This window comes from Paraburkholderia sp. A1RI-2L (assembly GCF_048957375.1).
GTDB lineage: Bacteria > Pseudomonadota > Gammaproteobacteria > Burkholderiales > Burkholderiaceae > Paraburkholderia.
In genome coordinates, this window is the sequence record NZ_JARBTA010000001.1 from 1,508,367 (window position 1) to 1,533,651 (window position 25,285).

General features: G+C 65.4%; 23 protein-coding genes. 5 read left to right on the forward strand and 18 right to left on the reverse strand.

The window, feature by feature from the left end:
- Positions 1-252: 252 nt before the first annotated feature.
- From kdsA to PWP93_RS07090, 7 genes are all read right to left on the reverse strand, one after another.
- A complete protein-coding gene (gene kdsA, locus PWP93_RS07060) occupies positions 253-1,107 on the reverse strand; it encodes a 3-deoxy-8-phosphooctulonate synthase (RefSeq protein ID WP_421023722.1) in 855 nt (284 codons plus the stop codon).
- The gene (locus tag PWP93_RS07065) at positions 1,104-2,765 is read right to left on the reverse strand and encodes a CTP synthase (RefSeq protein WP_421043940.1); all 1,662 of its coding nucleotides are present in this window, start codon (positions 2,763-2,765) and stop codon (positions 1,104-1,106) included. The genes kdsA and PWP93_RS07065 overlap by 4 nt, the downstream gene beginning before the upstream one ends.
- Before the next feature lie 177 nt (positions 2,766-2,942).
- On the reverse strand, positions 2,943-3,746 hold the full coding sequence (locus PWP93_RS07070; RefSeq protein ID WP_421043941.1) for an alpha/beta fold hydrolase: 804 nt from the start codon (positions 3,744-3,746) through the stop codon (positions 2,943-2,945).
- Positions 3,747-3,828: 82 nt separating this feature from the next.
- Complete coding sequence (locus tag PWP93_RS07075; RefSeq protein WP_421043942.1) at positions 3,829-6,405, reverse strand: DNA internalization-related competence protein ComEC/Rec2; 2,577 nt, start codon at positions 6,403-6,405, stop codon at positions 3,829-3,831.
- A 109-nt stretch (positions 6,406-6,514) separates the two neighbouring features.
- Entirely contained in the window at positions 6,515-7,303 is a 789-nt protein-coding gene (locus PWP93_RS07080; RefSeq protein ID WP_421043943.1) for a TatD family hydrolase, read from the reverse strand.
- A 52-nt stretch (positions 7,304-7,355) separates the two neighbouring features.
- Positions 7,356-8,087 (reverse strand): lipoprotein-releasing ABC transporter ATP-binding protein LolD, encoded by a 732-nt coding sequence (gene lolD / locus PWP93_RS07085; protein WP_421043944.1) that lies wholly within the window; start codon positions 8,085-8,087, stop codon positions 7,356-7,358.
- On the reverse strand, positions 8,080-9,333 hold the full coding sequence (locus PWP93_RS07090) for a lipoprotein-releasing ABC transporter permease subunit (RefSeq protein ID WP_421023716.1): 1,254 nt from the start codon (positions 9,331-9,333) through the stop codon (positions 8,080-8,082). Before PWP93_RS07090 ends, lolD begins: the two co-directional genes overlap by 8 nt.
- 165 nt (positions 9,334-9,498) lie before the next feature.
- On the opposite strand from PWP93_RS07090, the gene PWP93_RS07095 reads away from it, so the two are divergent.
- The 5 genes from PWP93_RS07095 (at position 9,499) to PWP93_RS07115 (ending at position 16,299) form a co-directional block, all read left to right on the forward strand.
- Positions 9,499-10,653, forward strand: coding sequence for a regulator (locus tag PWP93_RS07095; RefSeq protein WP_421043945.1), 1,155 nt, complete (start codon positions 9,499-9,501; stop codon positions 10,651-10,653).
- A 57-nt stretch (positions 10,654-10,710) separates the two neighbouring features.
- Complete coding sequence (recJ, locus tag PWP93_RS07100) at positions 10,711-12,417, forward strand: single-stranded-DNA-specific exonuclease RecJ (RefSeq protein ID WP_421043946.1); 1,707 nt, start codon at positions 10,711-10,713, stop codon at positions 12,415-12,417.
- Between the two features lie 105 nt (positions 12,418-12,522).
- Positions 12,523-13,627, forward strand: a protein-coding gene (prfB, locus tag PWP93_RS07105; RefSeq protein WP_421023713.1) for a peptide chain release factor 2 whose coding sequence is annotated in 2 segments (ribosomal slippage) — positions 12,523-12,603 and positions 12,605-13,627 — 1,104 coding nt in all. Because the reading frame shifts where the segments join, the coding sequence is not laid out codon by codon here.
- A gap of 123 nt (positions 13,628-13,750) precedes the next feature.
- Entirely contained in the window at positions 13,751-15,286 is a 1,536-nt protein-coding gene (gene lysS, locus PWP93_RS07110) for a lysine--tRNA ligase (protein WP_421043947.1), read from the forward strand.
- 275 nt (positions 15,287-15,561) lie between these two features.
- Entirely contained in the window at positions 15,562-16,299 is a 738-nt protein-coding gene (locus tag PWP93_RS07115) for a glycine zipper 2TM domain-containing protein (protein ID WP_421043948.1), read from the forward strand.
- Between the two features lie 86 nt (positions 16,300-16,385).
- Here PWP93_RS07115 and iscX read toward each other — a convergent pair whose 3' ends face one another.
- The 11 genes from iscX to PWP93_RS07170 all read right to left on the reverse strand — a co-directional run bounded on the left by iscX (position 16,386) and on the right by PWP93_RS07170 (position 25,216).
- Positions 16,386-16,583 (reverse strand): Fe-S cluster assembly protein IscX, encoded by a 198-nt coding sequence (gene iscX, locus PWP93_RS07120; protein WP_421023710.1) that lies wholly within the window; start codon positions 16,581-16,583, stop codon positions 16,386-16,388.
- A 26-nt stretch (positions 16,584-16,609) separates the two neighbouring features.
- Complete coding sequence (gene fdx / locus PWP93_RS07125) at positions 16,610-16,951, reverse strand: ISC system 2Fe-2S type ferredoxin (RefSeq protein WP_421043949.1); 342 nt, start codon at positions 16,949-16,951, stop codon at positions 16,610-16,612.
- Positions 16,952-17,121: 170 nt separating this feature from the next.
- Positions 17,122-18,993, reverse strand: a complete 1,872-nt coding sequence (gene hscA, locus PWP93_RS07130) for a Fe-S protein assembly chaperone HscA (protein WP_421043950.1) — start codon at positions 18,991-18,993, stop codon at positions 17,122-17,124.
- A gap of 142 nt (positions 18,994-19,135) precedes the next feature.
- Positions 19,136-19,672, reverse strand: coding sequence for a Fe-S protein assembly co-chaperone HscB (gene hscB / locus PWP93_RS07135; RefSeq protein ID WP_213296298.1), 537 nt, complete (start codon positions 19,670-19,672; stop codon positions 19,136-19,138).
- Between the two features lie 107 nt (positions 19,673-19,779).
- Positions 19,780-20,103 carry an iron-sulfur cluster assembly protein IscA gene (gene iscA, locus PWP93_RS07140; RefSeq protein ID WP_421023708.1) on the reverse strand — a complete coding sequence of 108 codons (324 nt, stop codon included), beginning with the start codon at positions 20,101-20,103 and terminating at the stop codon, positions 19,780-19,782.
- A gap of 169 nt (positions 20,104-20,272) precedes the next feature.
- The gene (gene iscU, locus PWP93_RS07145; RefSeq protein ID WP_421043951.1) at positions 20,273-20,677 is read right to left on the reverse strand and encodes a Fe-S cluster assembly scaffold IscU; all 405 of its coding nucleotides are present in this window, start codon (positions 20,675-20,677) and stop codon (positions 20,273-20,275) included.
- A 95-nt stretch (positions 20,678-20,772) separates the two neighbouring features.
- A complete protein-coding gene (locus PWP93_RS07150) occupies positions 20,773-21,996 on the reverse strand; it encodes an IscS subfamily cysteine desulfurase (protein WP_421043952.1) in 1,224 nt (407 codons plus the stop codon).
- A gap of 72 nt (positions 21,997-22,068) precedes the next feature.
- Positions 22,069-22,602 (reverse strand): Fe-S cluster assembly transcriptional regulator IscR, encoded by a 534-nt coding sequence (gene iscR, locus PWP93_RS07155; RefSeq protein WP_028216877.1) that lies wholly within the window; start codon positions 22,600-22,602, stop codon positions 22,069-22,071.
- 152 nt (positions 22,603-22,754) lie between these two features.
- Positions 22,755-23,237, reverse strand: a complete 483-nt coding sequence (locus tag PWP93_RS07160; RefSeq protein WP_421023706.1) for a low molecular weight protein-tyrosine-phosphatase — start codon at positions 23,235-23,237, stop codon at positions 22,755-22,757.
- 126 nt (positions 23,238-23,363) lie between these two features.
- Positions 23,364-23,612 (reverse strand): hypothetical protein, encoded by a 249-nt coding sequence (locus PWP93_RS07165; RefSeq protein WP_421023705.1) that lies wholly within the window; start codon positions 23,610-23,612, stop codon positions 23,364-23,366.
- 167 nt (positions 23,613-23,779) lie between these two features.
- Positions 23,780-25,216, reverse strand: a complete 1,437-nt coding sequence (locus PWP93_RS07170) for a lactate utilization protein B (protein WP_421043953.1) — start codon at positions 25,214-25,216, stop codon at positions 23,780-23,782.
- Positions 25,217-25,285 lie beyond the last annotated feature (69 nt).

Sequence of the window (25,285 nt, forward strand, 5' to 3'; positions counted from 1 at the left end):
GACTGTATTTCTTGCGCGACCGGAGCCGCCTGATGCATGGACACGGACCCGCGAGGCACAGCTTCTATGCGCTTTCGGGGTACACCGTCATATGGGACAGGCGGCGCGGTCGTCAGGTTCAACTTGCCGCAGCGCGCCGGCTATGCATCTGCTGCACAGCCGGTCTTGCGCCGCTTTGCTCCTCCATCACGCCGCCCATGCAATCGAAGCGGCGCGTACTGCATATTGCTTGCGTACTGCTTGATCCGGCGATCAGTTGAAATCGCTCTCGAGCAACGGTGCGCGCTTGACCGCCTGGTCGAGCGTGACGAGCGTTTCGAGCAGATCAGCCATGCGATTGAGCGGCACGGCATTGGGGCCGTCCGATTTCGCCTCGGCGGGCTTCGGATGGGTCTCCATGAAGACACCCGCGATGCCCGTGGCCATGGCCGCGCGTGCGAGCACCGGCACGAATTCGCGCTGACCGCCCGAACTCGTGCCCTGTCCGCCCGGCAACTGCACCGAGTGGGTCGCATCGAACACGACCGGCGCGCCGGTCTCGCGCATGATCGCGAGCGAGCGCATGTCCGACACGAGATTGTTGTAGCCAAACGAGACGCCTCGCTCGCACGCCATGAAGCGGTCTTCGGAAAGACCTGCCTCACGCGCCGCATCGCGCGCCTTGTCGATCACGTTCTTCATGTCGTGCGGCGCGAGGAACTGGCCTTTCTTGATGTTCACCGGCTTGCCCGAGCGCGCGCACGCATGGATGAAATCGGTCTGGCGGCACAGGAACGCGGGCGTCTGCAGGACGTCCACGACCGACGCCACCGGTCCGATCTCTTCTTCCGTATGCACGTCGGTCAGCACGGGCAGGCCGAGCTGGCGCTTCACTTCAGAGAGGATGCGCAGACCCTCGTCCATCCCGAGGCCGCGAAACGACTTGCCGCTCGAGCGATTGGCCTTGTCGTAGGACGACTTGTAGATGAACGGAATGCCGAGCTTCGCGGTGATTTCCTTCAGGCGGCCCGCCGTGTCGATCGTCATCTGCTCGGATTCGACGACACAGGTGCCCGCGATCAGGAAGAACGGCTTGTCGAGACCGACCTCGAAACCGCACAGATTCATGCTTTCTCCTCCGCGTGCGCCTGCTGGTGGGCGACCGCCGCTTCGACATAGGCCTTGAACAGCGGATGGCCGTCGCGCGGCGTGGACGTGAATTCCGGGTGGAACTGAACGCCCACGAACCACGGGTGCATGTCGCGCGGCAACTCCATCATCTCCGGCAGGTCCTCGGTCGGCGTACGGGCGCTGATGATAAGGCCGCCGGCTTCGAGCTTGGGCACGTAGCCGTTATTGACTTCATAACGGTGACGGTGACGCTCGTTCACGTCCTTGCCATAAATCTCCGATGCAAGCGTGCCCGGCTTGATCGGGCAACGCTGGGAACCGAGGCGCATGGTGCCGCCGAGATCCGAGTCTTCGCTGCGCTGCTCGACCTTGCCTTCGCGGTCCTTCCATTCGGTGATGAGCGCGACCACGCGGTCCGGCGTGTCCGGATCGAACTCGGTGCTGTTCGCGTGCTTCAGGCCCACCACGTCGCGCGCGAATTCGATCACGGCGAGCTGCATGCCGAGGCAGATGCCCAGATACGGCACCTTCGCTTCACGGGCGTACTGAATGGCCTTGATCTTGCCTTCGGTGCCGCGACGGCCGAAACCGCCCGGCACGAGAATCGCGTCGAGATGCTTGAGGCTTTCAACGCCCTCTTCGTCGATCTGCTCGGAATCGATGTATTCGATGTTCACCTTCGTCGAGGTCTTGATCGACGCGTGGCGCAGTGCTTCGATGAGCGACTTGTACGACTCGGTCAGATCGACATACTTGCCGACCATGCCGATCGTGACTTCATGCTGCGGATTCTCGAGCTTCTCCACCATCTCCGACCACACCGCCAGATTCGCGGGACGTGCCGAAAGCTTCAGCGCGTCGCAGACGATCGAGTCGAGGCCCTGGTCGTGCAGCATCTGCGGAATCTTGTAGATGCTGTCCGCGTCCCACACCGAAATCACGGCGTCTTCGGGCACGTTCGAGAACATCGAGATCTTCGCACGTTCGTCGTCGGGAATGCGGCGGTCGGCGCGGCACAGCAGCACGTTCGGATAGATGCCGATTTCGCGCAGCTTCTGCACGCTGTGCTGCGTGGGCTTGGTCTTGAGCTCGCCAGCCGTGGCGATGAACGGCACCAGCGTAAGGTGCACGAAGCACGCGCTGTTGCGGCCGAGGCGCAGGCTCATCTGGCGCGCGGCCTCGAGGAACGGCAGCGATTCGATGTCGCCCACCGTGCCGCCCACTTCGACGATCGCCACGTCCGGCTCGCCACAGGTGGCCGAAGCCGCGCCGCGCTCGATGAACGCCTGGATTTCGTTGGTGATGTGCGGGATGACCTGCACGGTCTTGCCCAGATAGTCGCCGCGGCGCTCCTTGCGGATCACCGATTCGTAGATCTGGCCCGTGGTGAAGTTGTTGGCCTTGCGCATCTTCGTGCTGATGAAGCGCTCATAGTGGCCGAGGTCGAGGTCAGTTTCCGCTCCGTCTTCCGTCACGAACACTTCGCCGTGCTGAAACGGGCTCATCGTGCCGGGGTCGACGTTGATGTAGGGATCGAGCTTGAGGAGGGTGACTTTCAGACCGCGCGATTCGAGGATCGCGGCGAGGGAGGCGGCGGCAATACCCTTGCCAAGGGAAGAAACTACGCCGCCGGTGACGAAAACATATTTGGTCATCGCTGGATGCTCGCGGGAAAAACGGATTATACCGTAAAGCAAGGGCTAACCCTGAATTTTGCGTGAGCTCTTTATCGGGCGACGCGCGGCCATGAAGGACTGATTGCGCCCCTTCCAATGCTTGCCGCGATGCTTGCCGGACCCGCCGCCAGGCGTGCCCGCGCGAAACCATGCAGCTCAGTTGCCGTTGGCCATTGCGTAGAGCATGCGCTGCACTGCGCGCGCCGTCTCGATCGGCCGCTCCATCGGGTAGAGGTGGCTGCCCTCGATCCATTCGAATCGCTCGCCGGCAATGCGCTGCGTGGCCGCCAGCCCGACCTGGCGCACCTCCTTCGAGCGCGTTCCGCCGATAAAGCTGACCGGTACGGGTGAGCCATGCGCGAGCCGCGTGCCGAAGGTGTGCGGCAAGGTTCGGTAGATCAGGTACTCGGTGCGGCGGTCGAACGCGAGCGTGCGCGTGCCGTCGGCCGAGGTCTGAGGAATGCCGAAGTCGATATAGTCGGACAGTACGCGCTCGTCCCAGCGCGCGAACGCGGGCTTCGAATGAAAATGGCGCCAGGCCTCTTCGCGGTTCGCCCAACTGGTGCGGCGCGTGCGCGTGACGGCGGCCGGAGAGAGGCGCTCGTCGAGTCCCGTCCATTGCGAGAATCTGAGCATGCTGCTGCGCCAGCCCGCGATCACCGGCGAGTCGAGCATCACCACGCCCCTCACCCAGTGCGGCTTCCTGAGCGCCGCCATCAGCGAGAGATAGCCGCCGAGCGAATGGCCGACCAGCCAGACCGGATTTTCGTAACGGCGCCCGATGTCCTCGATCAGTTGATCGACGAGATGCGGCCAGTCGCGCGTCACGGGGTAGCGCGCGTCGTGGCCGATGCGCTCGATATAGCGCAGTTCGTGGGTGTCGCCGAGCTCCGCGAAGAGCGTGCGATAGGTCGAAGCCGGAAAGCCGTTCGCGTGCGAAAAGTGGATGACGTTCTTCAATGCCCTGTTGTCTCCGGTCCTCAGTTCTGTTGCTGGATTTGCTGATGCTGCTTCACCGGACTTCCCTGCCCTTGCACGCGCCTCATTCGCCCTTGTCCATCCAGTAGCGCCGCTGCGTATCGCGAAAGCGCTCGACGCCAAGCGCGCCGGGCGCCGCTTCGACTCGAGCCGCGCCATCGGTGTCGCTGCGCGCCAGCACGATGTGGCGCGATTCGTAGCGCGCGAACACCCCCGGGTGCGGATGGTGAAACCGGTTCAAATAGGCTACCTGAAAAATGGCGACGCGCGGCCCGACAGAATCGAGGAACGGCTCGGTCGACGAAGTCTTGCTCCCGTGGTGCGGCACGACCAGCACCTGGGCCTGCAGACGGCTGGGGTCGCGCGCGACGAGCGTGCGCTCGGTGGGTGCCTCGATGTCGGCGGCGAGCAAAGCGGAGACGGAGCGGCTTTCCGTATTACCCTCGGTGCCGCGCCCAGGCGCCGTGGAGATGCGCAGCACGCAGCAATGCGCATTGGGTTTGCCGGAGAGCGCTCCGGCGCTTGGCCAGAGCACCTCGAACGTGACGCCATCCCACTGCCAGCGCTGGCCGGCGGCGCATTGCACGGCGTCGGCGCCCGCGCGGCGCGCGCTCGCCCAAAGTGGATGATCGGGCAGAATACCCGCGACGAACTGATGCACCGGCACAGCATCGAGTACGGCCTGCGCGCCGCCCGAGTGATCGGAATCGTCGTGGCTCACCATGAGCGCGTCGAGCCGCATCACGCCATGCGCCTGCAGATAAGGCACGACGATCCGCTCGCCTGCATGCGTGGATTCCGGCCCAGGGCCGGCATCAAAGAGAAGCGTGTGCCGCGCGGTCTCGACGAGCACTGCCGTCCCCTGCCCGATGTCGAGCGCGCTCAGGCGAAACGTGCCTGACGGCGGGCCGCTCGGCGGAGGCACAAGAAGCGGCAACCAGGTGAATGGCGCGAGCCAGCGCAACGACCAGCCGCGCGGCGCGAGACACCATGCGACGCCCACCGCCGCACAACCCAGCGCCCAGTAGCCGGGCTGGGGCAGGCGCAACACAGCCCACGGCCACCCTTCCAGCGTGGCGAGCGCGGTGGCGAGCGCCTCGATCAACGAATGCGCCGCGCGCAGCGCGAAGGCATCGAGTGGTGCAGGCAGCACGACGCCAGCCAGCACGGTGGGCGTCACGAACAGGCTGACCCACGGAATTGCAAAAGCGTTCGCCAGTGGCCCAATCAGCGGGATCTGCATGAACCAGTACGCAGTGAGCGGCGCGAGTGCAAGGGTGACCGCCCACTGAACACGTGCTCCGTCCCGCATCTTGGTCCAGAGGCTGCGCGCGACTCGACGCCAGCGCTCGTAACTGATGACTGCATGGAGGCACGCACCCAGGCGTGGCGGGCGACTCGCTTCTGGCTGCTCCGTCCTCTCGCGCATCGGATCGGCTTCTTCCGGCGAAAGTTCGATATCGTCGATTCGCCACACGCGCGGCACCCCGCTCGCCGCGAACAGGATGGCCGCCACGGCACCGAAGGAAAGCCAGAATCCAGCCGCTGTGACCGCCCACGGATCGCGCAGCAACACAAGACCGAGTGCCCACGCGAGCACATGGCCGCGCGCCAGTTCGCGCGAACTCCAGAGCGCCGCGGCCGTGACCATGAGCATCCACAGCGCGCGCTGCACGGGGACGTTGAATCCGGCCAGCGCAGCGTAGGCCGCCGCCACGCAGAACGCGCCCGCAACGGCCATTTTCTGTGCCGGCACGAGCAGCGGCGCTTCGACGCCACGCCAGCACGCACGCCGCCAGAGCGCGCCCACGATCCAGCCGGACAAGCCTGCGACGAACGTTAGATGCAGCCCAGAAATCGCCACGAGATGGCTCGTGCCGGTATTGCGCAGCAGCCGCCAGTCGGCGTCGCTCACGGCATCCTGCGCGCCGGTCGCCAGCGCCACGACGATGCCGCGATGCGGCGCATCGGCGAGCACGGCGTCGATGCGCGCACGCACCGCCTCGCGCACCCGCTCGATGCGCACGCCAACGCCTCGTGCATCTACTGCCAGCCGCCGCGCATGCTCGGGGTTGCTGACGTAGCCTGTCGCGCGCACACCCCGCGAGAGCAAGGTGGTTTCCGTGTCGCGCAACCCGAAGTTGCCTTCGCCGTGAGGACGCTTGAGCCGCACGCTCAGGCGCCAGCGTGCGCCGGGTTCGATGCGGGGCAACGGCGCGTCGCGCGCCATCCACGTGAGTTGTATGCGTTGCGGCAGCTTCGCACCAGCGGCGCGGGCGGACCACGACTCCACGGCAAACACGAAGCTTGCCCTGCCTGCGTCGTGCGCGAGCATGCGCGCGACATGTCCGGTCACCTCGATATCGCGTGCCTGCCAGGCCACCGGCAACGCTTCGGCGAGCCGCAGCTCCGCGCGCCAGGCAGCATAGCCGAAGCCTGCGCAGGCCGAGGCCGTGCCCACGGCCACCCAACCGGCGAACCTCCGCAGGCCGCCCGGCGCATCGCCCAGCATCCACATCGCCCCCAGCGCCGCAAGCACTGCCAGCACCACCAACGCGAGCCACGCGCCCCACCCCGGCAATGCCGCCTGGCGTTGCAGCACGATCACTCCGAGCGCGAATCCGCACCACATTGCACGCATCGCGCCTCCTTCGATTCAGGGTGGCGCGCAGGCAAAAGCCGCATGAGTTGCGCTCGCCACCCGATACAGCCGCTTTATCGTGCGATAAAACGCGCCATCCTCGAAGGAATTATGCAGACGAAAGTGCGAGCCGGGGCAGCGCCGCCACAGCGTTGGCCGTTGTGCCAAGGGCGAGTTCTTCGGGCGTCATGCCGCGCAATTCGGCAAGCACGGCGCCGATGCGCGGCACCTGGTCAGGCGTGTTGCGCGCCCGATAGAGCCAGGACGGCGAGATGTCGGGAGCATCGGTTTCCATGACGATCGCCTCGATCGGCAATTGCGCCGCGAGGCGCCGGATCTGCAAGGCCCGCTCGAAGGTCACGTTGCCGCCGAAGCCCAGATGCATGCCGTGCTCGATAAATGCATTCGCCTGCTGGAAGCTGCCGTTGAACGCATGCGCGATGCCACGACGCACGCCTTGGCGGCGCAGGCCCTTGAGCACCTGATCCTGCGACTTGCGCACGTGGCAGATCGCGGGCAAGTCGAACTCGCGGGCAAGACGCAGCTGCGCGTCATAGAAGTATTGTTGGCGCGCGTCGTCGAGACCGGGCACGAAGTAGTCGAGGCCGATCTCGCCAATACCGACGAAGCGCGGATCGTCAAGACTCGCCTCGACCTCGGCGCGCAGCGCGTCGACATCCTCGTCGCGAGCGCGCGGCGTATAGAGCGGATGAATCCCGAGCGCGTAGACCGCGCCCGGCGTGCGATGCGCAAGCGCGCGCACGGTCGCGAAGTTCTCGCGCGCGATGGCGGGGATCACGATGCGTGCGACGCCCGACGCGCGCGCGGCCGACGCCACGGTGTCGCGGTCGGCGTCGAACTCGCCGGCATCGAGATGGCAATGCGTATCTACCCACATAAAAATCCACCTGGCAAACGCGCTCCTGCTACGCACAAGCGACGCACGAGCGTCAAGCCTGCACGACCGGCTCCTCGTGCAGGGTGCCGTCGCGCAGTCGCACGATGCGGTCGCAGCGGGCCGCGAGGTCGGGGTCGTGCGTGACGATCACAAAGCTCGTCTGGAATTGATCGGACAATTCGAGCATCAGGTTGAACACCGTCTCCGCCGTGCTGCCGTCGAGATTGCCGGTCGGCTCGTCCGCGAGGACACAGGCGGGCCGCGTCACCAGCGCGCGCGCGATCGCCACGCGCTGGCGCTCGCCGCCCGAGAGCTCGCCGGGGCGATGCCGCGCGCGATGCGCGAGGCCCACGCGATCGAGCATCTCGAGCGCTTCGCGGCGCGCGTCGTCCTGCGTCATGCGGCGAATGCGCAGCGGCATCGCCACGTTATCGAGCGCCGAAAACTCGGGCAGCAGATGATGGAATTGATAGACGAAGCCCAGCGCGCGATTGCGCAGGTCGTTGCGATCGCGCTCGGAAAGCTCCGTGAACGGCTTGCCGAGCAGCTTGACTTTGCCGGTGCCCGGCTCGTCGAGACCGCCCAGCACGTGCAACAGCGTGCTCTTGCCCGACCCGGACGCGCCCACGATCGCGAGCTTCTCGCCGCGCTTCACCGAGATCTCGGTGTCGTGCAGCACGTTCACGGCCAGCGCACCCTGCCCGAACACCTTGGAAACGCCGTGCCCTTCGAGCACGTACGGATAGTCGCCCGCCGTGGCGAGAATCGATTGACGTTCACTCATAACGCAGCGCCTCCGCCGGACGAACCTTGGCCGCGCGCCAGCTTGGATAGAGCGTCGCAAGCGCGGACAGCACGAACGCAATCGAGCCAATGCGGATCACGTCGGACGCGACGAGTTCCGAAGGCAGCTCGCTGATGAAATAAACCGAAGGCGGCAGGAACTGCACGCCGAGCAAATGCTCGATCATCGGCACGCTCCATGGAATGCTCCACGCGATCAGGCAGCCGAGCGCGATGCCGATGGCGGTGCCCGCGAAGCCGATCGTCACGCCCTGCACGAAGAAGATCTTCATGATCGAGCCGGGCTGCGCGCCGAGCGTGCGCAGGATCGCGATGTCGGCCTGCTTGTTGGTGACGGTCATCACGAGCGACGACACGAGATTGAACGCCGCCACTGCGATGATGAGCGTGAGAATGATGAACATCATGCGCTTTTCGATCTGCACGGCCGAGAACCAGGTCTTGTTCTGCTGCGTCCAGTCGCGGATATAAAGGTCGCCCGAGAGCGTATGCACGAGCTGGCGCGCCACCGCGGGCGCGCGCTGCATGTCCTTCAGGCGCAGACGGACGCCGCTCGGCGCGGAGAGGCGATAGAGCACTTCGGCGTCGCGGATATTGATGAGCGCAAGCGAGCTGTCGTACTCGTAATGCCCCGACTCGAACACGCCGACCACCGTGAACTGCTTCAGGCGCGGCAGCATGCCCGCCGGCGTAATGCTGCCTTCGGGCGCGACCAGCGTGACCTTGTCGCCCTTCGTCACGCCGAGACTCGCGGCAAGGTCACCGCCGAGCACGATGTTGAAGCCCCCTGGCGTGAGGTCGTTCAGGCTGCCCGCCTTCATTTCCTTGCCGATGTCGGACACCTGCGGCTCTTCGGACGGCTCGACGCCACGCAGCGCGACGCCGCTCAGGCTCTCGCCGCGCGTGAGCAGCGCCTGGGCATCCACATAGGGCGCGGCACCGATCACCTCGGGATTGCTCTTTGCCTCTTTGGCGGTGAGCTGCCAGTCGGGCATAGCGCCGGTCGGCGAAAAAATTTCGATGTGCGCCAGCACCGAGAGCATGCGGTCGCGCACGTCGCGCTGAAAGCCGTTCATCACCGAGAGCACGACGATGAGCGCCGCCACGCCAAGCGCAATGCCCGACATCGAAATGAGCGCGATGAACGAAATAAAGCCGTTGCCGGTCGTGCGCTTGCCGGCGCGCGTGTAGCGCCAGCCAATTTGCCATTCGTAGGGAAGTTTCAAGCGAATCCTTTCGTGCGTCTTCGTTGCGCGTGGGGCGCGCCGGCCCGCAAGCTGCTGGATCAAGTTTACGCGCCGCAGCAAACCGGCGGTCAACCGCGAAGTTTGCCACACTCGAGACGTCTCACGGACTTTACGCCGCCGCGGCGCCAACGGCGCCGAAGTACAATGCGCACCATCATGCCCGTCGACCGACTCCATCTCCTCGTGCCGTTCGCGCTGCCATCCGCGGCGGCAGCCTCAACCGCCCTCGCTGGCCTCGAATTCCCGGCACTCTCGAAACTGGTCGCGCGCGCGACGCTGGGCGAGCAGGTGATCGGCGAGGATTTTCAGCGCACGCTCCCGCACGAGCGATGGATCGCGCGCGCGTTCGGCGCGGCCGCGCCCCGGGCGGCCGATAAAGCAGCCGACACAGCGGACAAGAACGGTGTGAGCAGCGCCGACGACGAAGCCCCGCTCGCCCCGTGGATGCTGCTCGCCGACGGCGGCACGCCCGGCGACGCCACCTGGGCCTGCATCCAGCCCGTGCACGTGCGCATCGCCCACGACCATCTGGTGCTGATCGACCCGGCTTCGCTCGAACTCGCCGACGCCGATGCCGCAGCGCTCTACGCCGTGGCCCGACCGCTCATCGAGGAACTCGGCGTGCGCGTCGAAGCGCCCACGCCCCAGCGCTGGTATCTGTCGAGCGATCAGTTCGGCACGCTCGCGGGCGCGTCGCCGCTGCGCGCGAGCGGGCGCAACATCGAGATCTGGCTGCCTCACGAGGCGCACTCGGGCCAGCGCTCGCGTGCATGGATGAAGGTGCAGAACGAGGTGCAGATGGCCTGGTTCGAACACCCCGTGAACGAAGCGCGCGAGGCGCGCGGCCTGCCCGCCGTCAACTCGATCTGGTTCCACGCGCAAGGCGCGCTGCACCCGGTCAAGCGGGCGTTCGCCCGCGTGCGCTCGGACGCGGCGGCCACGCGCGGGCTAGCGCTCGCCGCCGGCGCGGAACTCGGCGCGGCGCCCGAGACGTTCCGCGCGCTGACTGCCGCGCCTGCATCGGCTGGCGACGCGTTGCCGGACAACGTCACGCTCGTCGAACTCGACCCGTTCTCCGCCGCCTATATCCAGCAGGACTGGGGCGGCTGGAACGCCGCGTTCGCGAAGCTCGAGCGCGACTGGTTCGCGCCCGCGCTCGCCGCCCTCCAGGCCGGCGAGCTGGCCGAACTCGGCTTCACGCTGTGCGGCGACACCGGTTCGGTCACGCTCACGGCCACGCGCGGCGACCTGCGCAAATTCTGGCGACGCCGCGAGTTCGCGTCGCTGTTCGTCGAATAACATCCAGCGTTTCTTACACGCGTTTCTTACACGCGCTTCTTACATGACCTCTCACGCATGACCCGAATCGTCACCCGCGCCTGCTCCCCCGCCGATACCGAAGCTCTGGTCCGTCACGGCCTGCACCCAGTGCTCGCCCGGCTCTATGCCGCACGCGGCGTTTGTCAGCCCGACGAGATCGAGACCGGCCTCAACCGGCTGCTCCCGCCCGCCGGCATGAAGGGGCTCGACGACGCCGCGACTCTGCTCGCCGACGCGCTCGAAGCGCAGTGCCGCATGCTCGTGGTCGCCGACTACGACTGTGACGGCGCGACCGCCTGCGCCGTGGCCGTGCGCGGCCTGCGCATGCTCGGCGCGCAAATCGACTATCTGGTGCCGAACCGTTTCGAGTTTGGCTATGGCCTCACGCCCGAGATCGTCGCGCTCGCGGCCCAGCGCAAGGGCGGGCCACCTGATGTCCTGATCACGGTGGATAACGGCATCGCCAGCGTGGAGGGCGTGGAGGCCGCCAACGCGCTCGGCATCGAAGTGCTCGTGACCGACCACCATCTGCCCGGCGACACGCTCCCCGACGCACGCGCTATCGTCAACCCGAACCAGCCGGGCTGTACGTTTGAGAGCAAGTGCATCGCGGGCGTGGGCGTCATGTTCTATACGCTGCTCGCCTTGCGCGCCGAACTGCGTCAGCGCGGCTGGTTCGATGAAACGCGTCCCGAGCCACGTCTGGATGGCCTGCTCGATCTGGTCGCGCTCGGAACCGTCGCCGACGTCGTCAAGCTCGACAGCAACAACCGCGTGCTCGTCGCACAGGGTTTGCAGCGCATCCGCAACGGCCGCATGCAGCCCGGCATCGCCGCCCTGTTTCGCGCCGCGGGCCGCGACGCGAAAAGCGCTTCGGGCTTCGACCTGGGCTTCGCGCTCGGGCCGCGCCTGAACGCGGCTGGCCGCCTCTCCGACATGTCGCTCGGCATCGAATGCCTGACCACCGACGACGTGGGCCGCGCCTGGGAACTCGCCCAGCAACTCGATACGATGAACCGCGAGCGCCGCGAAATCGAAGCGGGCATGCAGCAGCAGGCGCTCGCCGATCTCGCCAGCGTCGATCCGCAGGACAACGCCACGCTCACGCTCTTCAACGAGGGCTGGCATCAGGGCGTGATCGGCATCGTCGCCGGGCGGCTCAAGGAGAAGTTCCACCGCCCCTCCTTCACGTTCGCGCCCGCCGACGACAATGGCGAGCTCGTGAAGGGCTCGGGCCGATCGATCCCCGGCTTCCATCTGCGCGACGCAATCGACCTCATCAGCAAGCGCGAGCCCGGCCTGATCCACAAGTTCGGCGGCCACGCGATGGCCGCGGGCATGACGATCGCCGCCGCCGACGTGCCGCGCTTTGCCGCCGCGTTCGAGCGCGTGGGCCGCGAATGGCTCTCCGCCGAGGCGCTCGCGCGCACGGTGGAGACCGATGGCGAGCTCGAGGACGCGTGGTTCACGCCCGATTTCGTCGAAATGCTCGACGCGGCCGTCTGGGGCCAAGGATTTCCCGCACCCGTTTTCTCGGGTGAATTCGAGGTGGCCTCGCAGGCGCTCGTGAAGGACAAGCATCTCAAACTCCAACTGCTGCGCGGGCGCCAGCGCTTCAACGCGATCTGGTTCAACCATACCGAGACGCTGCCGCAGCATACGACCGTCGCCTACCGGCTCGTGCGCGACACGTGGAACGGCGTCTCGCGCGTGCAGCTCGTGGTGGAGCACGCGGCGCTCTGAGGGGCGCATGGGGCGCGAACCCGGCGCTGCGCACCGTCCGCCGCGCCCTTGATGCATGTCCAATCGGCTATAATTTGATGTTTTACACGCCGGATCACGACACAAATGGAAGCGGAACGTCTCAACGCGATCGAAGCCCTTTTGGCGGACCTGCGCACGCGCGCAGGCGAGCTACGGGGGTATCTTTGACTACGACGTAAAAGCCCGACGGCTCGTCGAAGTCAACAGCGAACTCGAAGACCCTGACGTCTGGAACGACTCCAAACACGCACAGGGTCTCGGCAAGGAAAAGAAGCTGCTCGAAGGCGTGGTGCACGTGCTCGACGGCATCGAGAACGACACGCGCGACACTCAGGACCTCTTCGAGATGGCCCGCGAGGAAGGCGATGAAGACACGCTCGTCGCCATCGAAACCGATGCTCAGGCGATCGAAGCGCGCGTCGCCGACGTCGAGTTCCGCCGCATGTTCGCGAACCCGGCCGACCCGAACAACGCGTTCATCGACATCCAGGCGGGCGCGGGCGGCACCGAGGCCTGCGACTGGGCTTCGATGCTGTTGCGCCAGTACGTGCGTTACTGCGAGCGAAAGGGCTTCAAGACCGAAGTGCTCGAAGAGTCCGAAGGCGACGTGGCCGGCATCAAGAGCGCAACGATCAAGGTCGAAGGCGAATACGCCTACGGCTTCCTGCGCACCGAAACCGGCATTCACCGCCTCGTGCGCAAGTCGCCGTTCGATTCGTCGGGCGGACGCCACACGTCGTTCTCGTCGGTGTTCGTGTATCCGGAAATCGACGATTCGTTCGAGATCGAAGTCAATCCGGCCGACCTGCGCATCGACACGTACCGCGCTTCGGGCGCGGGCGGTCAGCACATCAACAAGACCGACTCCGCCGTGCGTATCACGCACATCCCGTCGGGCATCGTCGTGCAGTGCCAGAACGACCGCTCGCAGCACCGCAACCGCGCCGAAGCCATGGCCATGCTGAAGTCGCGCCTGTACGAAGCCGAAATGCGCAAGCGTCAGTCGGAGCAGGACAAGCTCGAAGCGGGCAAGTCGGATGTGGGCTGGGGCCACCAGATCCGCTCCTACGTGCTCGACAACAGCCGCATCAAGGATCTGCGCACGAACGTCGAAATCAGCAACACCAAGGCCGTGCTCGACGGCGATCTCGACGCTTTCATCAGCGCAAGCCTGAAACAGGGCGTGTAAGCCCGGGCGCCGCCCTCTTCTGCCGCGCCGCGGCCCGTGAGGCACTCCGCCCGGGCCGCAAACCGAAACATCTGCCCGTATCTTCTGCGGACACAAACCGCGAATCCAAGAACCCGAGCCACCATGACCGAACCGACCCAGCCGAACGCGGCCAGCGCCGCGCCCGAAGTCGACGACAACCAGATCATCGCCGAGCGCCGCGAAAAGCTGCGCGCGCTGCGCGAAGCGGGTGTCGCCTATCCGAACGACTTCCGCCCCACCCACCACGCCGCCGACCTGCAGCGCACCTACTCCGACACCGACAAGGACGCGCTCGAAGCGCAGGCCCTCGAAGTGTCGATCGCCGGCCGCATGATGCTCAAGCGCGTGATGGGCAAGGCGAGCTTCGCGACGGTGCGCGACGGCTCGGGCCAGATCCAGTTCTTCATCACGCCCGCCGACGTGGGCGAAACCACCTACGACGCGTTCAAGAAGTGGGATCTCGGCGACATCGTCGCGGCCAAGGGCGTGCTGTTTCGCACCAACAAGGGCGAGCTCTCGGTCCGCTGCACGGAACTGCGCCTGCTCTCGAAGTCGCTGCGCCCGCTGCCGGACAAGTTCCATGGCCTGTCTGACCAGGAAATGCGCTATCGCCAGCGCTATGTCGACCTGATCGTCACGCCCGAAGCGCGCGAAACCTTCGTGGCGCGCACCAAGGCGATCTCGTCGGTGCGCCGTTTCATGGCCGACGCCGGTTTCATGGAAGTCGAAACGCCCATGCTGCACCCGATCCCGGGCGGTGCGGCGGCCAAGCCGTTCGTCACGCACCACAACGCGCTCGACATGCAGATGTTCATGCGCATCGCGCCCGAGCTCTATCTGAAGCGCCTCGTCGTCGGCGGCTTCGAGCGCGTGTTCGAGATCAACCGGAACTTCCGTAACGAAGGCGTTTCGCCGCGTCACAATCCGGAATTCACGATGATGGAGTTCTACGCCGCGTACACGGATTACACGTGGCTCATGGACTTCACGGAACAGCTGATCCGCCAGGCCGCCGTGGATGCGCGCGGCAACGCCGTGCTCACGTACCAGGGCCGCGAGCTCGATCTTTCGAAGCCGTTCCATCGCCTGACGATCACCCAGGCGATCCAGAAGTACGCGCCGCAGTACACGAACGAGCAGCTCGCCGACACGGACTTCCTGCGCACGGAACTCAAGAAGTTCGGCGTGGACACGAACCAGCCTGCGTTCCTGAACGCGGGCGTGGGCTCGCTCCAGCTTGCGCTCTTCGAAGAAACTGCCGAGTCGCAACTGTGGGAGCCGACCTTCATCATCGACTACCCGGTCGAAGTCTCGCCGCTCGCGCGCGCCTCCGATTCGACGCCAGGCATCACCGAACGCTTCGAGCTCTTCATCACGGGCCGTGAAATCGCCAACGGCTTCTCAGAGCTCAACGATCCGGAAGACCAGGCCGCGCGCTTCAAGAAGCAGGTCGAGCAAAAGGATGCCGGCGACGAGGAAGCGATGTACTACGACGCCGACTACATTCGCGCGCTTGAGTACGGCATGCCCCCGACGGGTGGCTGCGGCATCGGCATCGACCGCCTGATCATGCTGCTTACCGATAGCGCCAGCATCCGCGATGTGATTCTCTTCCCGCATCTGCGCCGCGAAGACTAAGCCTCACACGTGCCGAACGGGGCGCATGCGGCTCAGGCCGTATGCGCCCCGTTTGCATTTGTAACCGGCAGTAAATGTGCCCGCCCCACTGCCGGGCGCGCCAGATACATAGGCGGAAAACCCGTATCGTGCGGGGCGACACGCCCCCTGCCTTCGTTCGATCCCTGTTTCGACTTGTGCTCGCACAAGTCAGGTTACAAATTGAAACGTCCGAACGATCGAATTGGCCCAAACTTGTTCAAATAAAGGTAACTCTGCCCAAGACGGAGCCACTCATGAACAATCCTGATCCGAAACCGACCACACCGAACCGCCGTATCCACCCGCTCGTCGCCACTGCGGCGGCGGCTGTCATTGTTGCCAGCCTCGCGGCCACGGCGGCCATCACCGGCGTCTTCCCCAAGGCATCGAGCACGACTGAACAGAACGCGCAAAGCCAGACCGGCCAGACCGAGATGATGGCATCGCAGCCGGTGCTCGACTCGACCCGGCCCGCGACCAGCGCGCAAATCACGCAGAACGCGGCGCAGAATGCCGCACAGAACGAGCAAAACGCCGCTGCTGAGCCGCAGCCTGCGCCAGTGGCCCGGCAACAGCCGGCGGCACCGGCCGCTCCGCCGCCACAGTACGCCCAGCAGCCGCAGCAATACGCCCAGGAAGCGCCACCCCAGCAGGCCGCGTGCGCCTCGTGCGGCGTGGTCGAGGGCATCTCCGAGTCGCGTCAGGAAGGTCATGGCACCGGCATCGGCGCGGTGGGCGGCGCAGTCGCGGGTGGCGTGGTCGGCAATCAGTTCGGCGCCGGCAACGGCCGCACCGCCATGACGCTGCTGGGCGCGCTCGGCGGCGGCCTCGCCGGCAATTCGGTGGAAAAACATCTGCGCAGCACCACGAGCTACTCGGTGCGCGTGCGCATGGACAACGGCAAGACGCGCTACTTCACGTATCACGAAGCGCCGCCGTTCCAGCAAGGCCAGCGCGTGCGCGTCGAACACGGCACGCTCGCGGCAGGATGATGAACGCGTAACTTCGCGCCCCGCTCCTGAAACGAAAAAGGCGATTCACCTTCACGGTGAATCGCCTTTTTGCCGCACGAATCGGATCAGTAACCCGCTTCTTCGATCCAGGCCGCCTGAATGGCCTCCAGGATCTTCTCATTGGAGCGCTCGGGAGCGTCGTCGAAACCTTCGAGCTCGGTGATCCAGCGATGCAGATCGGTGAAGCGCACGTACTGCGGGTCGATCTCGGGATGCGTATCCGTCAACGCCATTGCGATGTCCTGCGTATCGGTCCATTTCATGGCAGCGCGCTCCTCTCTCCGATAGATTAGTGGCTTTCCTTCGCGTGGTTGATCGAGTAACGCGGAATCTCGATCACGAGGTCATCTTCGGCGGGCACGAGGGCCTGGCACGACAGCCGCGAAGTGGGCTCCAGACCCCACGCCTTGTCGAGCAGGTCGTCTTCGGTTTCCTCCGACGGCTCGAGCGCATCGAAACCTTCGCGCACGATCACGTGACAGGTCGTGCAGGCGCACGACTTCTCGCAAGCATGTTCGATCTCGATGCCGTGCTCGAGCAGCGCATCGCACACACTCTCACCCGGCTTGGCGTCGATGACCGCGCCCTCCGGACACAGTTCGACATGGGGCAGCACCACGATTTGAGGCATTGTGATTTCCGTATCCAATAACTTCTGTATCGGGCGCGACCCGCCTGCCGGCGGTGTCATCGCCCATTCTACTGAGCTCGCGCGCCTGGCTGCATCGGGAAAGCACGCACGCGGCGCGCGCTTTACATCTTGCTTCCCGGTGCGTCGGCCGGCGCGCGCCCAATCAACCTTTAACCAATTTCGTCGAGCTTCTTGCCCGCGAGCGCGCGCTTGATGCCCTTGTCCATGCGCCGTGCGGCAAACTCGTCCGTGCCTTCGGCGAGCGACTTGGTCGCCGCTTCGATTGCGTCGGTGTCCTCGCCCTGCACGATTTGCGCGAGCGCTGCGATCAGCGCATCGAGCTGCGCGCGCTCGGCTTCGTCAAGCAGCTCGCCGTCGGCGGCCAGGGCGGAGTTCGTCGCCTCGATCACGCGTTGCGCCTCGACCTGCGCCTCGCGCAGCGCGCGAGCGCGCATGTCGATGTCGGCGGTCTTGAAGCTGTCCTCGAGCATCTTTGCGATGTCGTCATCGGCCAGGCCGTAGGACGGCTTCACCATCACCGACGCCTCCACGCCCGAAAGCTGCTCGCGCGCGAACACGGACAAGAGACCGTCGGCGTCCACCTGGTAGGTCACGCGGATGCGCGCCGCGCCCGCCGCCATCGGCGGAATGCCGCGCAGCTCGAAGCGTGCAAGCGAGCGGCAGTCGGAGGTGAGCTCGCGCTCGCCCTGCACCACGTGGATCGCCATCGCGGTCTGGCCGTCCTTGAAGGTCGTGAAGTCCTGCGCGCGCGCGACCGGGATGGTCGAGTTGCGCGGAATGATCTTCTCGACGAGGCCGCCCATCGTCTCCACGCCGAGCGACAGCGGGATCACGTCGAGCAGCAGCCAGTCGTCCTCGCCGCCGCGGTTGCCGGCGAGCAGGTCGGCCTGGATCGCCGCGCCGAGTGCGACCACCTGATCGGGATCCAGATTCGTGAGCGGCGCCTGGCCGAAGTACTGCTCGACGGCGCGGCGAATCACCGGCATGCGCGTCGCGCCGCCCACCAGCACCACGCCCTTCACTTCGGTCGCGGCCACCTTGGCGTCGCGCAGCGCCTTCCTCGTGGGCGTGAGGGTGCGTTGCACGAGCGCCTGCGTGAGCGCCTCGAACTGCGGCTCGTCGATCGTCAGCGTGATCGGCTTGCCGTTAGAGAGCGTGACTTCAATGCGCGCCTCGGGCGCCGACGAGAGCGCTTCTTTCGCGTCGCGCGCGCGGTCGAGCAGCAAGCGCACGTCTTCGGGCTTGAGCGCCGCGCGCTCGATGCCGGACTGCTCCAGCATCCAGGCGAAGAGCGCCTGATCGAAGTCGTCGCCGCCGAGCGCGGAATCGCCGCCCGCGGCGAGCACTTCGAATACGCCCTTCGTGAGCTTGAGGATCGACAGGTCGAAGGTGCCGCCGCCCAGGTCGTAGACCGCGTAGAGCCCTTCGGCGCCGTTGTCGAGGCCATAGGCGATCGCAGCAGCGGTCGGCTCGTTCAGCAGGCGCAACACGTTCAGGCCAGCGAGGCGCGCAGCGTCCTTGGTGGCCTGGCGCTGCGCTTCATCGAAGTATGCCGGCACCGTGATGACCGCGCCGACGAGTTCGTCGCCAAGCGTGTCTTCGGCGCGCTGGCGCAATGTAGCGAGAATTTCCGCCGAGACCTCGACGGGACTTTTCACGCCGTCGACGGTCTGGATCTGCACCATGCCCGGTGCGTCGACGAATTCGTACGGCGCGTTCGCCGCACCTTCCACGTCGGCCTTGCCGCGACCCATGAAGCGCTTGACCGAGACGATCGTGTTGCGCGGGTCGCTCGCTGCCTCGGCCTTGGCCGAGCGGCCGATGCGGCGGCCGCCGTTCGTGAGATAGCGCACGACCGACGGCAGCAGCACGTGGCCGTCTTCGTCGGGCAGCACGTCGGGCACGCCGCTGCGCACCGCGGCGACCAGCGAGTTCGTCGTGCCGAGGTCGATGCCGACGGCGAGCCGCCGCTGATGCGGCGCCGGCGCCATGCCGGGTTCGGAAATTTGCAGTAATGCCATCTGTGTGATCTGTTGCGGGCCGCCTGGCATCGTCTGGTCGATCTTTTCGACGATGAATCGACAGCCCTGTGCTGTATCCGTTTCCTACGCTTTTTCCACGCGCCCATGGGGCGCCTGGGCGGCCCCGCCTGGGCGGCCCCGCCTAACTCTCCAGCCGTTCGATCTGCGAATCGACTTCGGCCGCCACGCGCTCGACGAACATCAACTGGCGCACCGCTTCCGCCGCCGGCTGATTCGAGCCGCTGTCAAGCAACGCGCCCAGCTTCGCGAGACGCACGCGCTCGTCGTCGCGCAGTTCGGCCGCGAGCGCATCGAGCGCGTCGACATTCTTCGCGCCCACCGCATCCTCGATCGCCTCGCGCCATTCCATCTGCTGCATCAGGAACGCCGGCTCCATGGCCGTATTGTTCTCAGCGCCAACTTCGATGCCGCGCAAATGCAGCAGATAAGTCGCGCGCTTGAGCGGATCGCGCAGCGTCTGGTACGCCTCGTTCGCGCGCGTGGCCCACTGCATCGCCACGCGCTTTTGCGCCTCGCCGGCCGCGGCGAAGCGGTCGGGGTGCACCTGCGCCTGCACGGCGCGGTAAGCGTGAGCGAGCGCGTCGGCGTCGAGCGCGAACTGCTCGGGCAGGCCGAACAATACGAAATGGCTATCGGAGAGCGAAGAAAGCGAGGCCATCGAAATGAACGTTTTGGGGTGCTGTCGTGAAGATCCGGCGATATCGCTCGCCGCATCAAAAAATCAAAAAGGCGGCACAGGCCGCCTTTTCACCGCAATACGCGCGCTCAAATGCGGAAGGACTCGCCGCAGCCGCACTCGTCCTTCACGTTCGGGTTTTTGAACTTGAAGCCCTCGTTCAGACCTTCGCGCACGAAGTCCAGCTCCGTGCCGTCGATATAGGCAAGGCTCTTCGGGTCCACGATGACCTTCACGCCATGGCTTTCGAACACGTTGTCCTCGGGCGCGAGCTCGTCGACATATTCGAGCTTGTACGCAAGGCCCGAGCAGCCCGTCGTGCGCACGCCAAGACGCAGGCCCACGCCCTTGCCGCGACGGGTCAGGTACTTCTGCACGTGCTGTGCCGCTTTTTCTGTCAACGTGATTGCCATAACGTTTCACCGCTTCCCGCGTCGCTCGCTTCAGGCTTGCGCCTGCTTCGCCCCGACGCGGCGCAGGCTCGCCTGCGTCCAAATTCGTTTATTCCGCAGCGGCTAGCTCACCGGCTTGCCACTGCCCCGCCCGCTCGCGCGCCGAACCCGGCGCACGCTGTCGTGAGCCTTAAGCCGCGTCCACCTTGGCTTCCGTCGTATGACGCTGACGGTAGTCGGCCACCGCTGCCTTGATTGCGTCTTCCGCGAGAATCGAGCAGTGGATCTTCACCGGCGGCAGCGCCAGTTCTTCGGCGATCTGCGTATTCTTGATGTCGAGCGCCTGATCGAGCGTCTTGCCCTTCACCCACTCGGTCACGAGCGAGCTCGAAGCGATGGCCGAGCCACAGCCGTAGGTCTTGAACTTCGCGTCTTCGATCACGCCGTCCGCGCCCACGCGGATCTGCAGCTTCATGACGTCGCCGCATGCGGGCGCGCCGACCATGCCGGTGCCGACTGCGTCGTCGTCCTTCGCGAACGAGCCGACGTTGCGCGGGTTTTCGTAGTGGTCCAGAACCTTGTCGCTATATGCCATGATCACACTCCTTCAATTCGTGTTTGCCGCGCTGCATGCAGTGGTCTGCCGATTGCGCTGCGGCCGGGTCGATGTTCGATGCGCCTGAATGCGCCTTAGTGCGCCGCCCACTGGATGGTCGACAAATCGATGCCGTCCTGGTGCATTTCCCACAGCGGCGAGAGCTCGCGCAGCTTGGCGATCTTCGTCTGCAGCAGGTTGATCACGTAGTCGACGTCCTGCTCGGTCGTGAAGCGGCCCACCGTGAAGCGAATCGAGCTGTGTGCGAGTTCGTCGTTGCGGCCTAGCGCGCGCAGCACATACGACGGCTCAAGCGACGCCGAGGTGCACGCCGAACCCGACGACACCGCCACGTCCTTGACCGCCATGATCAGCGACTCGCCTTCGACGAAGTTGAAGCTGATGTTCAGGTTGTGCGGGACACGCTTTTCCATGTCGCCGTTCACGTAGGTCTCTTCGATTTCCGAAAGGCCCTTGAGCAGACGATCGCGCAGCATGCGAACGCGCTCGTTTTCCGTGGCCATTTCTTCACGTGCGATGCGGAACGCCTCGCCCATGCCGACGATCTGGTGCGTGGCCAGGGTGCCCGAGCGCATGCCGCGCTCATGGCCGCCGCCATGCATCTGCGCTTCGATGCGCACGCGCGGCTTGCGGCGCACGTACAGCGCGCCGATGCCCTTCGGGCCGTAGGTCTTGTGCGCCGAGAATGACATCAGGTCGACCTTCAGCTTTTGCAGGTCGATGGGCGCCTTGCCGGTGGATTGTGCGGCATCGACGTGGAAGATGATGCCCTTCTCGCGGCAGATTTCGCCGATCGTCTCGATGTCCTGGATCACGCCGATCTCGTTGTTCACGTGCATCACGGAAACGAGGATCGTGTCGGGGCGGATCGCGGCCTTGAAGTCGTCCAGATCGATCAGGCCATCTTCCTTGACGTTCAGGTACGTGACCTCGTAGCCTTCGCGCTCGAGCTCGCGGCAGGTATCGAGCACGGCCTTGTGCTCGGTCTTCACCGTGATGATGTGCTTGCCCTTGTTCTTGTAGAAGTGCGCGGCGCCCTTGATCGCGAGGTTGTCCGACTCGGTCGCGCCGGAGGTCCAGATGATTTCGCGCGGGTCGGCATTGACGAGCGCCGCGACGTTCTCGCGCGCTTCCTCGACGGCACGCTCCGCGTCCCAACCATAGGCGTGGCTGCGCGACGCCGGATTGCCGAACTGCTCGCGCAGATACGGAATCATCTTGTCCACCACGCGCGGGTCGACAGGCGTCGTCGCGCTGTAGTCCATATAAATGGGCAGGTGGGGAATGTCGTTATTCATCTATCGCTCCGGGGGATTCTGTCTGCTGCTCTGTGTATTGCGCTGGCCGTGGTCGGGATCCGCAATACGGGATCAGGAACCGGCCATGTTGAATATGGAATTCGGCCCGAGCGGCACCGTGCGCACCGGCTCCATCGCCGGCGCCTCGGTGCGGCGGTCGCGCAGGACCGTGGGCGCGGCGCCTTCGCGGGCGCGCTGCTTGTCCACCAGATCCTTCAGCGAAACCGAATCGAGGTACTCGACCATCTTCTGGTTCAGCGTCGACCAGAGCTCGTGCGTCATGCAGTGGCCGTCGTGCTGCTTGGTGCCCTCGCAGGCGCCCTTGCCGCCACATTGGGTCGCGTCGAGCGGCTCGTCCACGGCGATGATGATGTCCGCGACCGTGACGTCCTCCGCGCGGCGCGCGAGGTTATAGCCGCCGCCCGGCCCACGGACCGATTCGACGATTTCATGGCGGCGCAGCTTGCCGAACAACTGTTCCAGGTACGACAGCGAGATATGCTGGCGCTGACTGATACCCGCAAGCGTCACCGGGCCCTGCTCCTGGCGCAGGGCCAGGTCGATCATCGCCGTGACGGCGAAACGGCCTTTGGTGGTGAGTCTCATGATGTAGGGGAACCGCAATTCTCGACAATTTTCGTCAAGTATAAATACATGACTAGTTTAGTCAAGTATCCGCGCCACCATCCGGGTTATTAGGCGCATGACGAAAAGGGAAAACGGCGCAAACCTGCACGGGAGTACGCCGCACGCTCATCTCAGTCCGCCAGTTGAGGGCGCAAGGCCGCCAGCAGGCCCGAACACGCCGTTTCGCACTGGTCGAGTACCGTCTCGAACCCGGCGGCGCCCCCAAAATACGGGTCGGCGACCACGCGCGCCTGCAACTGCGGCGCGAATTCCATCAGCAGCCGGATCTTGTCGCGCCCGGCAGACGGCGCCACTTGCTCGAGTGCCGTCACATTGGCGTCGTCCATCGCGACGATCAAGTCGAATGTGCGAAAGTCTTCCGCCGCGATCTGGCGGGCGCGCAGCGGCGCCAGATCGTAGCCGCGCCTGGCCCCGGCTTGCTGGGCGCGTTCGTCGGGCGCCTGGCCGATATGCCAATCGCCCGTGCCCGCCGAATCGACCGACACGTGCGCGCTCAAACCCGCCTCGTCGACAAGGCGCCGCATCACGGCTTCAGCCGTGGGCGAGCGGCAGATGTTGCCGAGGCAAACGAAGCAGACGGAAACCTTTTTCATCGAGTCGGATGTGAGGCGGCCAACGGTTTGCAACAAGCCTCTACGGCGCGGGCGAATTTTCAATTATACAAAGTGTCGACGATGTGCGCTGGGCGTAGCGTGCGCCATCGCCCATGCCGCGGCGGCTTAGATCGCGTTGGTCCGCGGCAAGGGCACGACGTCGCGGATTGCCTTGACTGGCGCCTTGACGGGCGTAGTCACCTCGCCCGCGCTGCCAACCAGCCCATATGAAACTGCGCGCGCCAACTCGGCGCTCACCTGATCGGCTGCCAGCGGAAACTGCTGCTCGGCGGTATTCCATGCATGGACCCATGCGATCGCCGCAAGCGGCACGATCAGCGCCAACGGCCAATACACCATTATTTTCTTTCTCATGATGCGACTCTCTCTCGACTGTGGAGCGACAGGCTCAGACGCACTATCGCCAGTCGAAATGATATAGATGATCGCAATCAGGAAAAACCCGGCAAAAACGAACATACTGTTGTCTCAGGCTAAACAGTGCGCCGCCAGGTGCGGGTGGACCGGCTGGGAGTGCTTCGTCACGTCTTCCGTGTACGCCCGGTCGCATCCAGATGCGTGTGCCGCGCGGCGTAGAGTTCGCGGAACGTGCGCCCGACCGGAGCCGGCATGTCGCGTCCGTCGGTCCAGCCGCGCGCGAACGGCAACTTGCGAATGAGCTGCGCCTGGCCGCCCATACGCTCCAGCACGCGCACACCGAGCTTCGTGAGCAGCGCATAAGCGCCGGGATTCAGCGCGAACCAGCCCCATACCGCCAGCGCCGCACGTTCGCGCCACGGGCGCAGGCTCCGTTCGGTCTGTTTCTCGCGCAGTTTGCGCAGCAGGTCCGAGAGCGGGATGCCCACCGGACAGACGCTGTTGCACTCGCCGCAAAGCGTGGCGGCCTGCGGCAGATCGAGTGCCTTGTCGATGCCCACGTAGCTTGGCGTGAGCACCGACCCCATCGGCCCCGGATAGACCCAGCCGTACGCGTGCCCACCCACCTTCTGATAAACCGGGCAATGGTTCATGCAGGCGCCACAGCGGATGCAGCGCAGCATCTCCTGAAACTCGCCGCCGATGAGGCCGGTGCGCCCGCCATCGACGAGCACGACATACATATGCTCGGGACCGTCCTGGTCATCCGCCCCGCGCGGGCCCGTGAGAACGGAAAAATAGTTCGAGGTGGCCTGTCCCGTGGCCGAGCGCGGCAGCAGGCGCATTGCGGTGGCAAGGTCTTCGAGCGTCGGCAAGACTTTTTCGATGCCGGTGACCGCCACATGCACGCGCGGCATGACGGTGCACATGCCTTCGTTGCCCTCGTTCGTCACGAGCACGACCGAGCCCGTCTCCGCGATGAGGAAGTTGCCGCCCGTCACGCCCATGTCCGCCGAAAGGAAGTGCGGCCGCAACATCTCGCGCGCCTCGCGCGTCATGTCGGGAATTTCCGTGAGGCGCGGCCTGTGATGGGTCTTCGCGAACAGGTCGGCGATCTCGTCCTTGTCCTTGTGGACGACGGGCGCAATGATGTGGCTCGGCGGCTCGTTGTTGTTGATCTGCAGAATGTATTCGCCGAGGTCCGTTTCGATGGATTGCACCCCCATCTCCGCGAGCACCGTGTTGAGTTGCATTTCCTCGGAGACCATCGACTTCGTCTTGATGACCTTGCTCACCTCGTGCTTGCGCGCGATTTCAGCGACGAGCTTCGCCGCATCACGCGACGTCTCGGCAAACAGGACCGTCACGCCGCGCCGGCTCGCCTCGGCTTCGAACTGCTCGATCCAGACATCGAGATTCTCCAGCGCACGATTGCGGCGCGCCTTGAGCGCCGCGCGCGTGGCCGGAAAGTCGATCGCCGTGATCGCTTCCGCACGCGCGGAAACGAACTTGGTCGAGAGCTTCTTGAGGTTCTGCTGCAGACGCTGATCGGCCAGCTTCTGGCCGGCGCGCGCCTTGAATTGCATCGATTGAACTTGCATGGGGTGGAGTCGGACGTAAGTGCGTTCGTGTGCCGTCGTGTGCGGTCGGATTCAGGCGGATGCTCCGGG

Excerpts from the sequence above, each read along its gene's own strand:
- hscA (WP_421043950.1), bottom strand. The coding sequence starts at position 18,993 with ATGGCATTACTGCAAATTTCCGAACCCGGCATGGCGCCGGCGCCGCAT.
- iscX (WP_421023710.1), bottom strand. The coding sequence starts at position 16,583 with ATGAAATGGACCGATACGCAGGACATCGCAATGGCGTTGACGGATACG.
- PWP93_RS07150 (WP_421043952.1), bottom strand. The coding sequence starts at position 21,996 with ATGAATAACGACATTCCCCACCTGCCCATTTATATGGACTACAGCGCG.
- PWP93_RS07115 (WP_421043948.1), top strand. The coding sequence starts at position 15,562 with ATGAACAATCCTGATCCGAAACCGACCACACCGAACCGCCGTATCCAC.
- lysS (WP_421043947.1), top strand. The coding sequence starts at position 13,751 with ATGACCGAACCGACCCAGCCGAACGCGGCCAGCGCCGCGCCCGAAGTC.
- fdx (WP_421043949.1), bottom strand. The coding sequence starts at position 16,951 with ATGCCTCAAATCGTGGTGCTGCCCCATGTCGAACTGTGTCCGGAGGGC.
- iscA (WP_421023708.1), bottom strand. The coding sequence starts at position 20,103 with ATGGCAATCACGTTGACAGAAAAAGCGGCACAGCACGTGCAGAAGTAC.
- iscR (WP_028216877.1), bottom strand. The coding sequence starts at position 22,602 with ATGAGACTCACCACCAAAGGCCGTTTCGCCGTCACGGCGATGATCGAC.
- kdsA (WP_421023722.1), bottom strand. The coding sequence starts at position 1,107 with ATGAATCTGTGCGGTTTCGAGGTCGGTCTCGACAAGCCGTTCTTCCTG.
- PWP93_RS07065 (WP_421043940.1), bottom strand. The coding sequence starts at position 2,765 with ATGACCAAATATGTTTTCGTCACCGGCGGCGTAGTTTCTTCCCTTGGC.
- recJ (WP_421043946.1), top strand. The coding sequence starts at position 10,711 with ATGACCCGAATCGTCACCCGCGCCTGCTCCCCCGCCGATACCGAAGCT.
- PWP93_RS07160 (WP_421023706.1), bottom strand. The coding sequence starts at position 23,237 with ATGAAAAAGGTTTCCGTCTGCTTCGTTTGCCTCGGCAACATCTGCCGC.
- iscU (WP_421043951.1), bottom strand. The coding sequence starts at position 20,677 with ATGGCATATAGCGACAAGGTTCTGGACCACTACGAAAACCCGCGCAAC.
- PWP93_RS07165 (WP_421023705.1), bottom strand. The coding sequence starts at position 23,612 with ATGAGAAAGAAAATAATGGTGTATTGGCCGTTGGCGCTGATCGTGCCG.
- hscB (WP_213296298.1), bottom strand. The coding sequence starts at position 19,672 with ATGGCCTCGCTTTCTTCGCTCTCCGATAGCCATTTCGTATTGTTCGGC.
- PWP93_RS07170 (WP_421043953.1), bottom strand. The coding sequence starts at position 25,216 with ATGCAAGTTCAATCGATGCAATTCAAGGCGCGCGCCGGCCAGAAGCTG.
- PWP93_RS07080 (WP_421043943.1), bottom strand. The coding sequence starts at position 7,303 with ATGTGGGTAGATACGCATTGCCATCTCGATGCCGGCGAGTTCGACGCC.
- lolD (WP_421043944.1), bottom strand. The coding sequence starts at position 8,087 with ATGAGTGAACGTCAATCGATTCTCGCCACGGCGGGCGACTATCCGTAC.
- PWP93_RS07095 (WP_421043945.1), top strand. The coding sequence starts at position 9,499 with ATGCGCACCATCATGCCCGTCGACCGACTCCATCTCCTCGTGCCGTTC.
- PWP93_RS07075 (WP_421043942.1), bottom strand. The coding sequence starts at position 6,405 with ATGCGTGCAATGTGGTGCGGATTCGCGCTCGGAGTGATCGTGCTGCAA.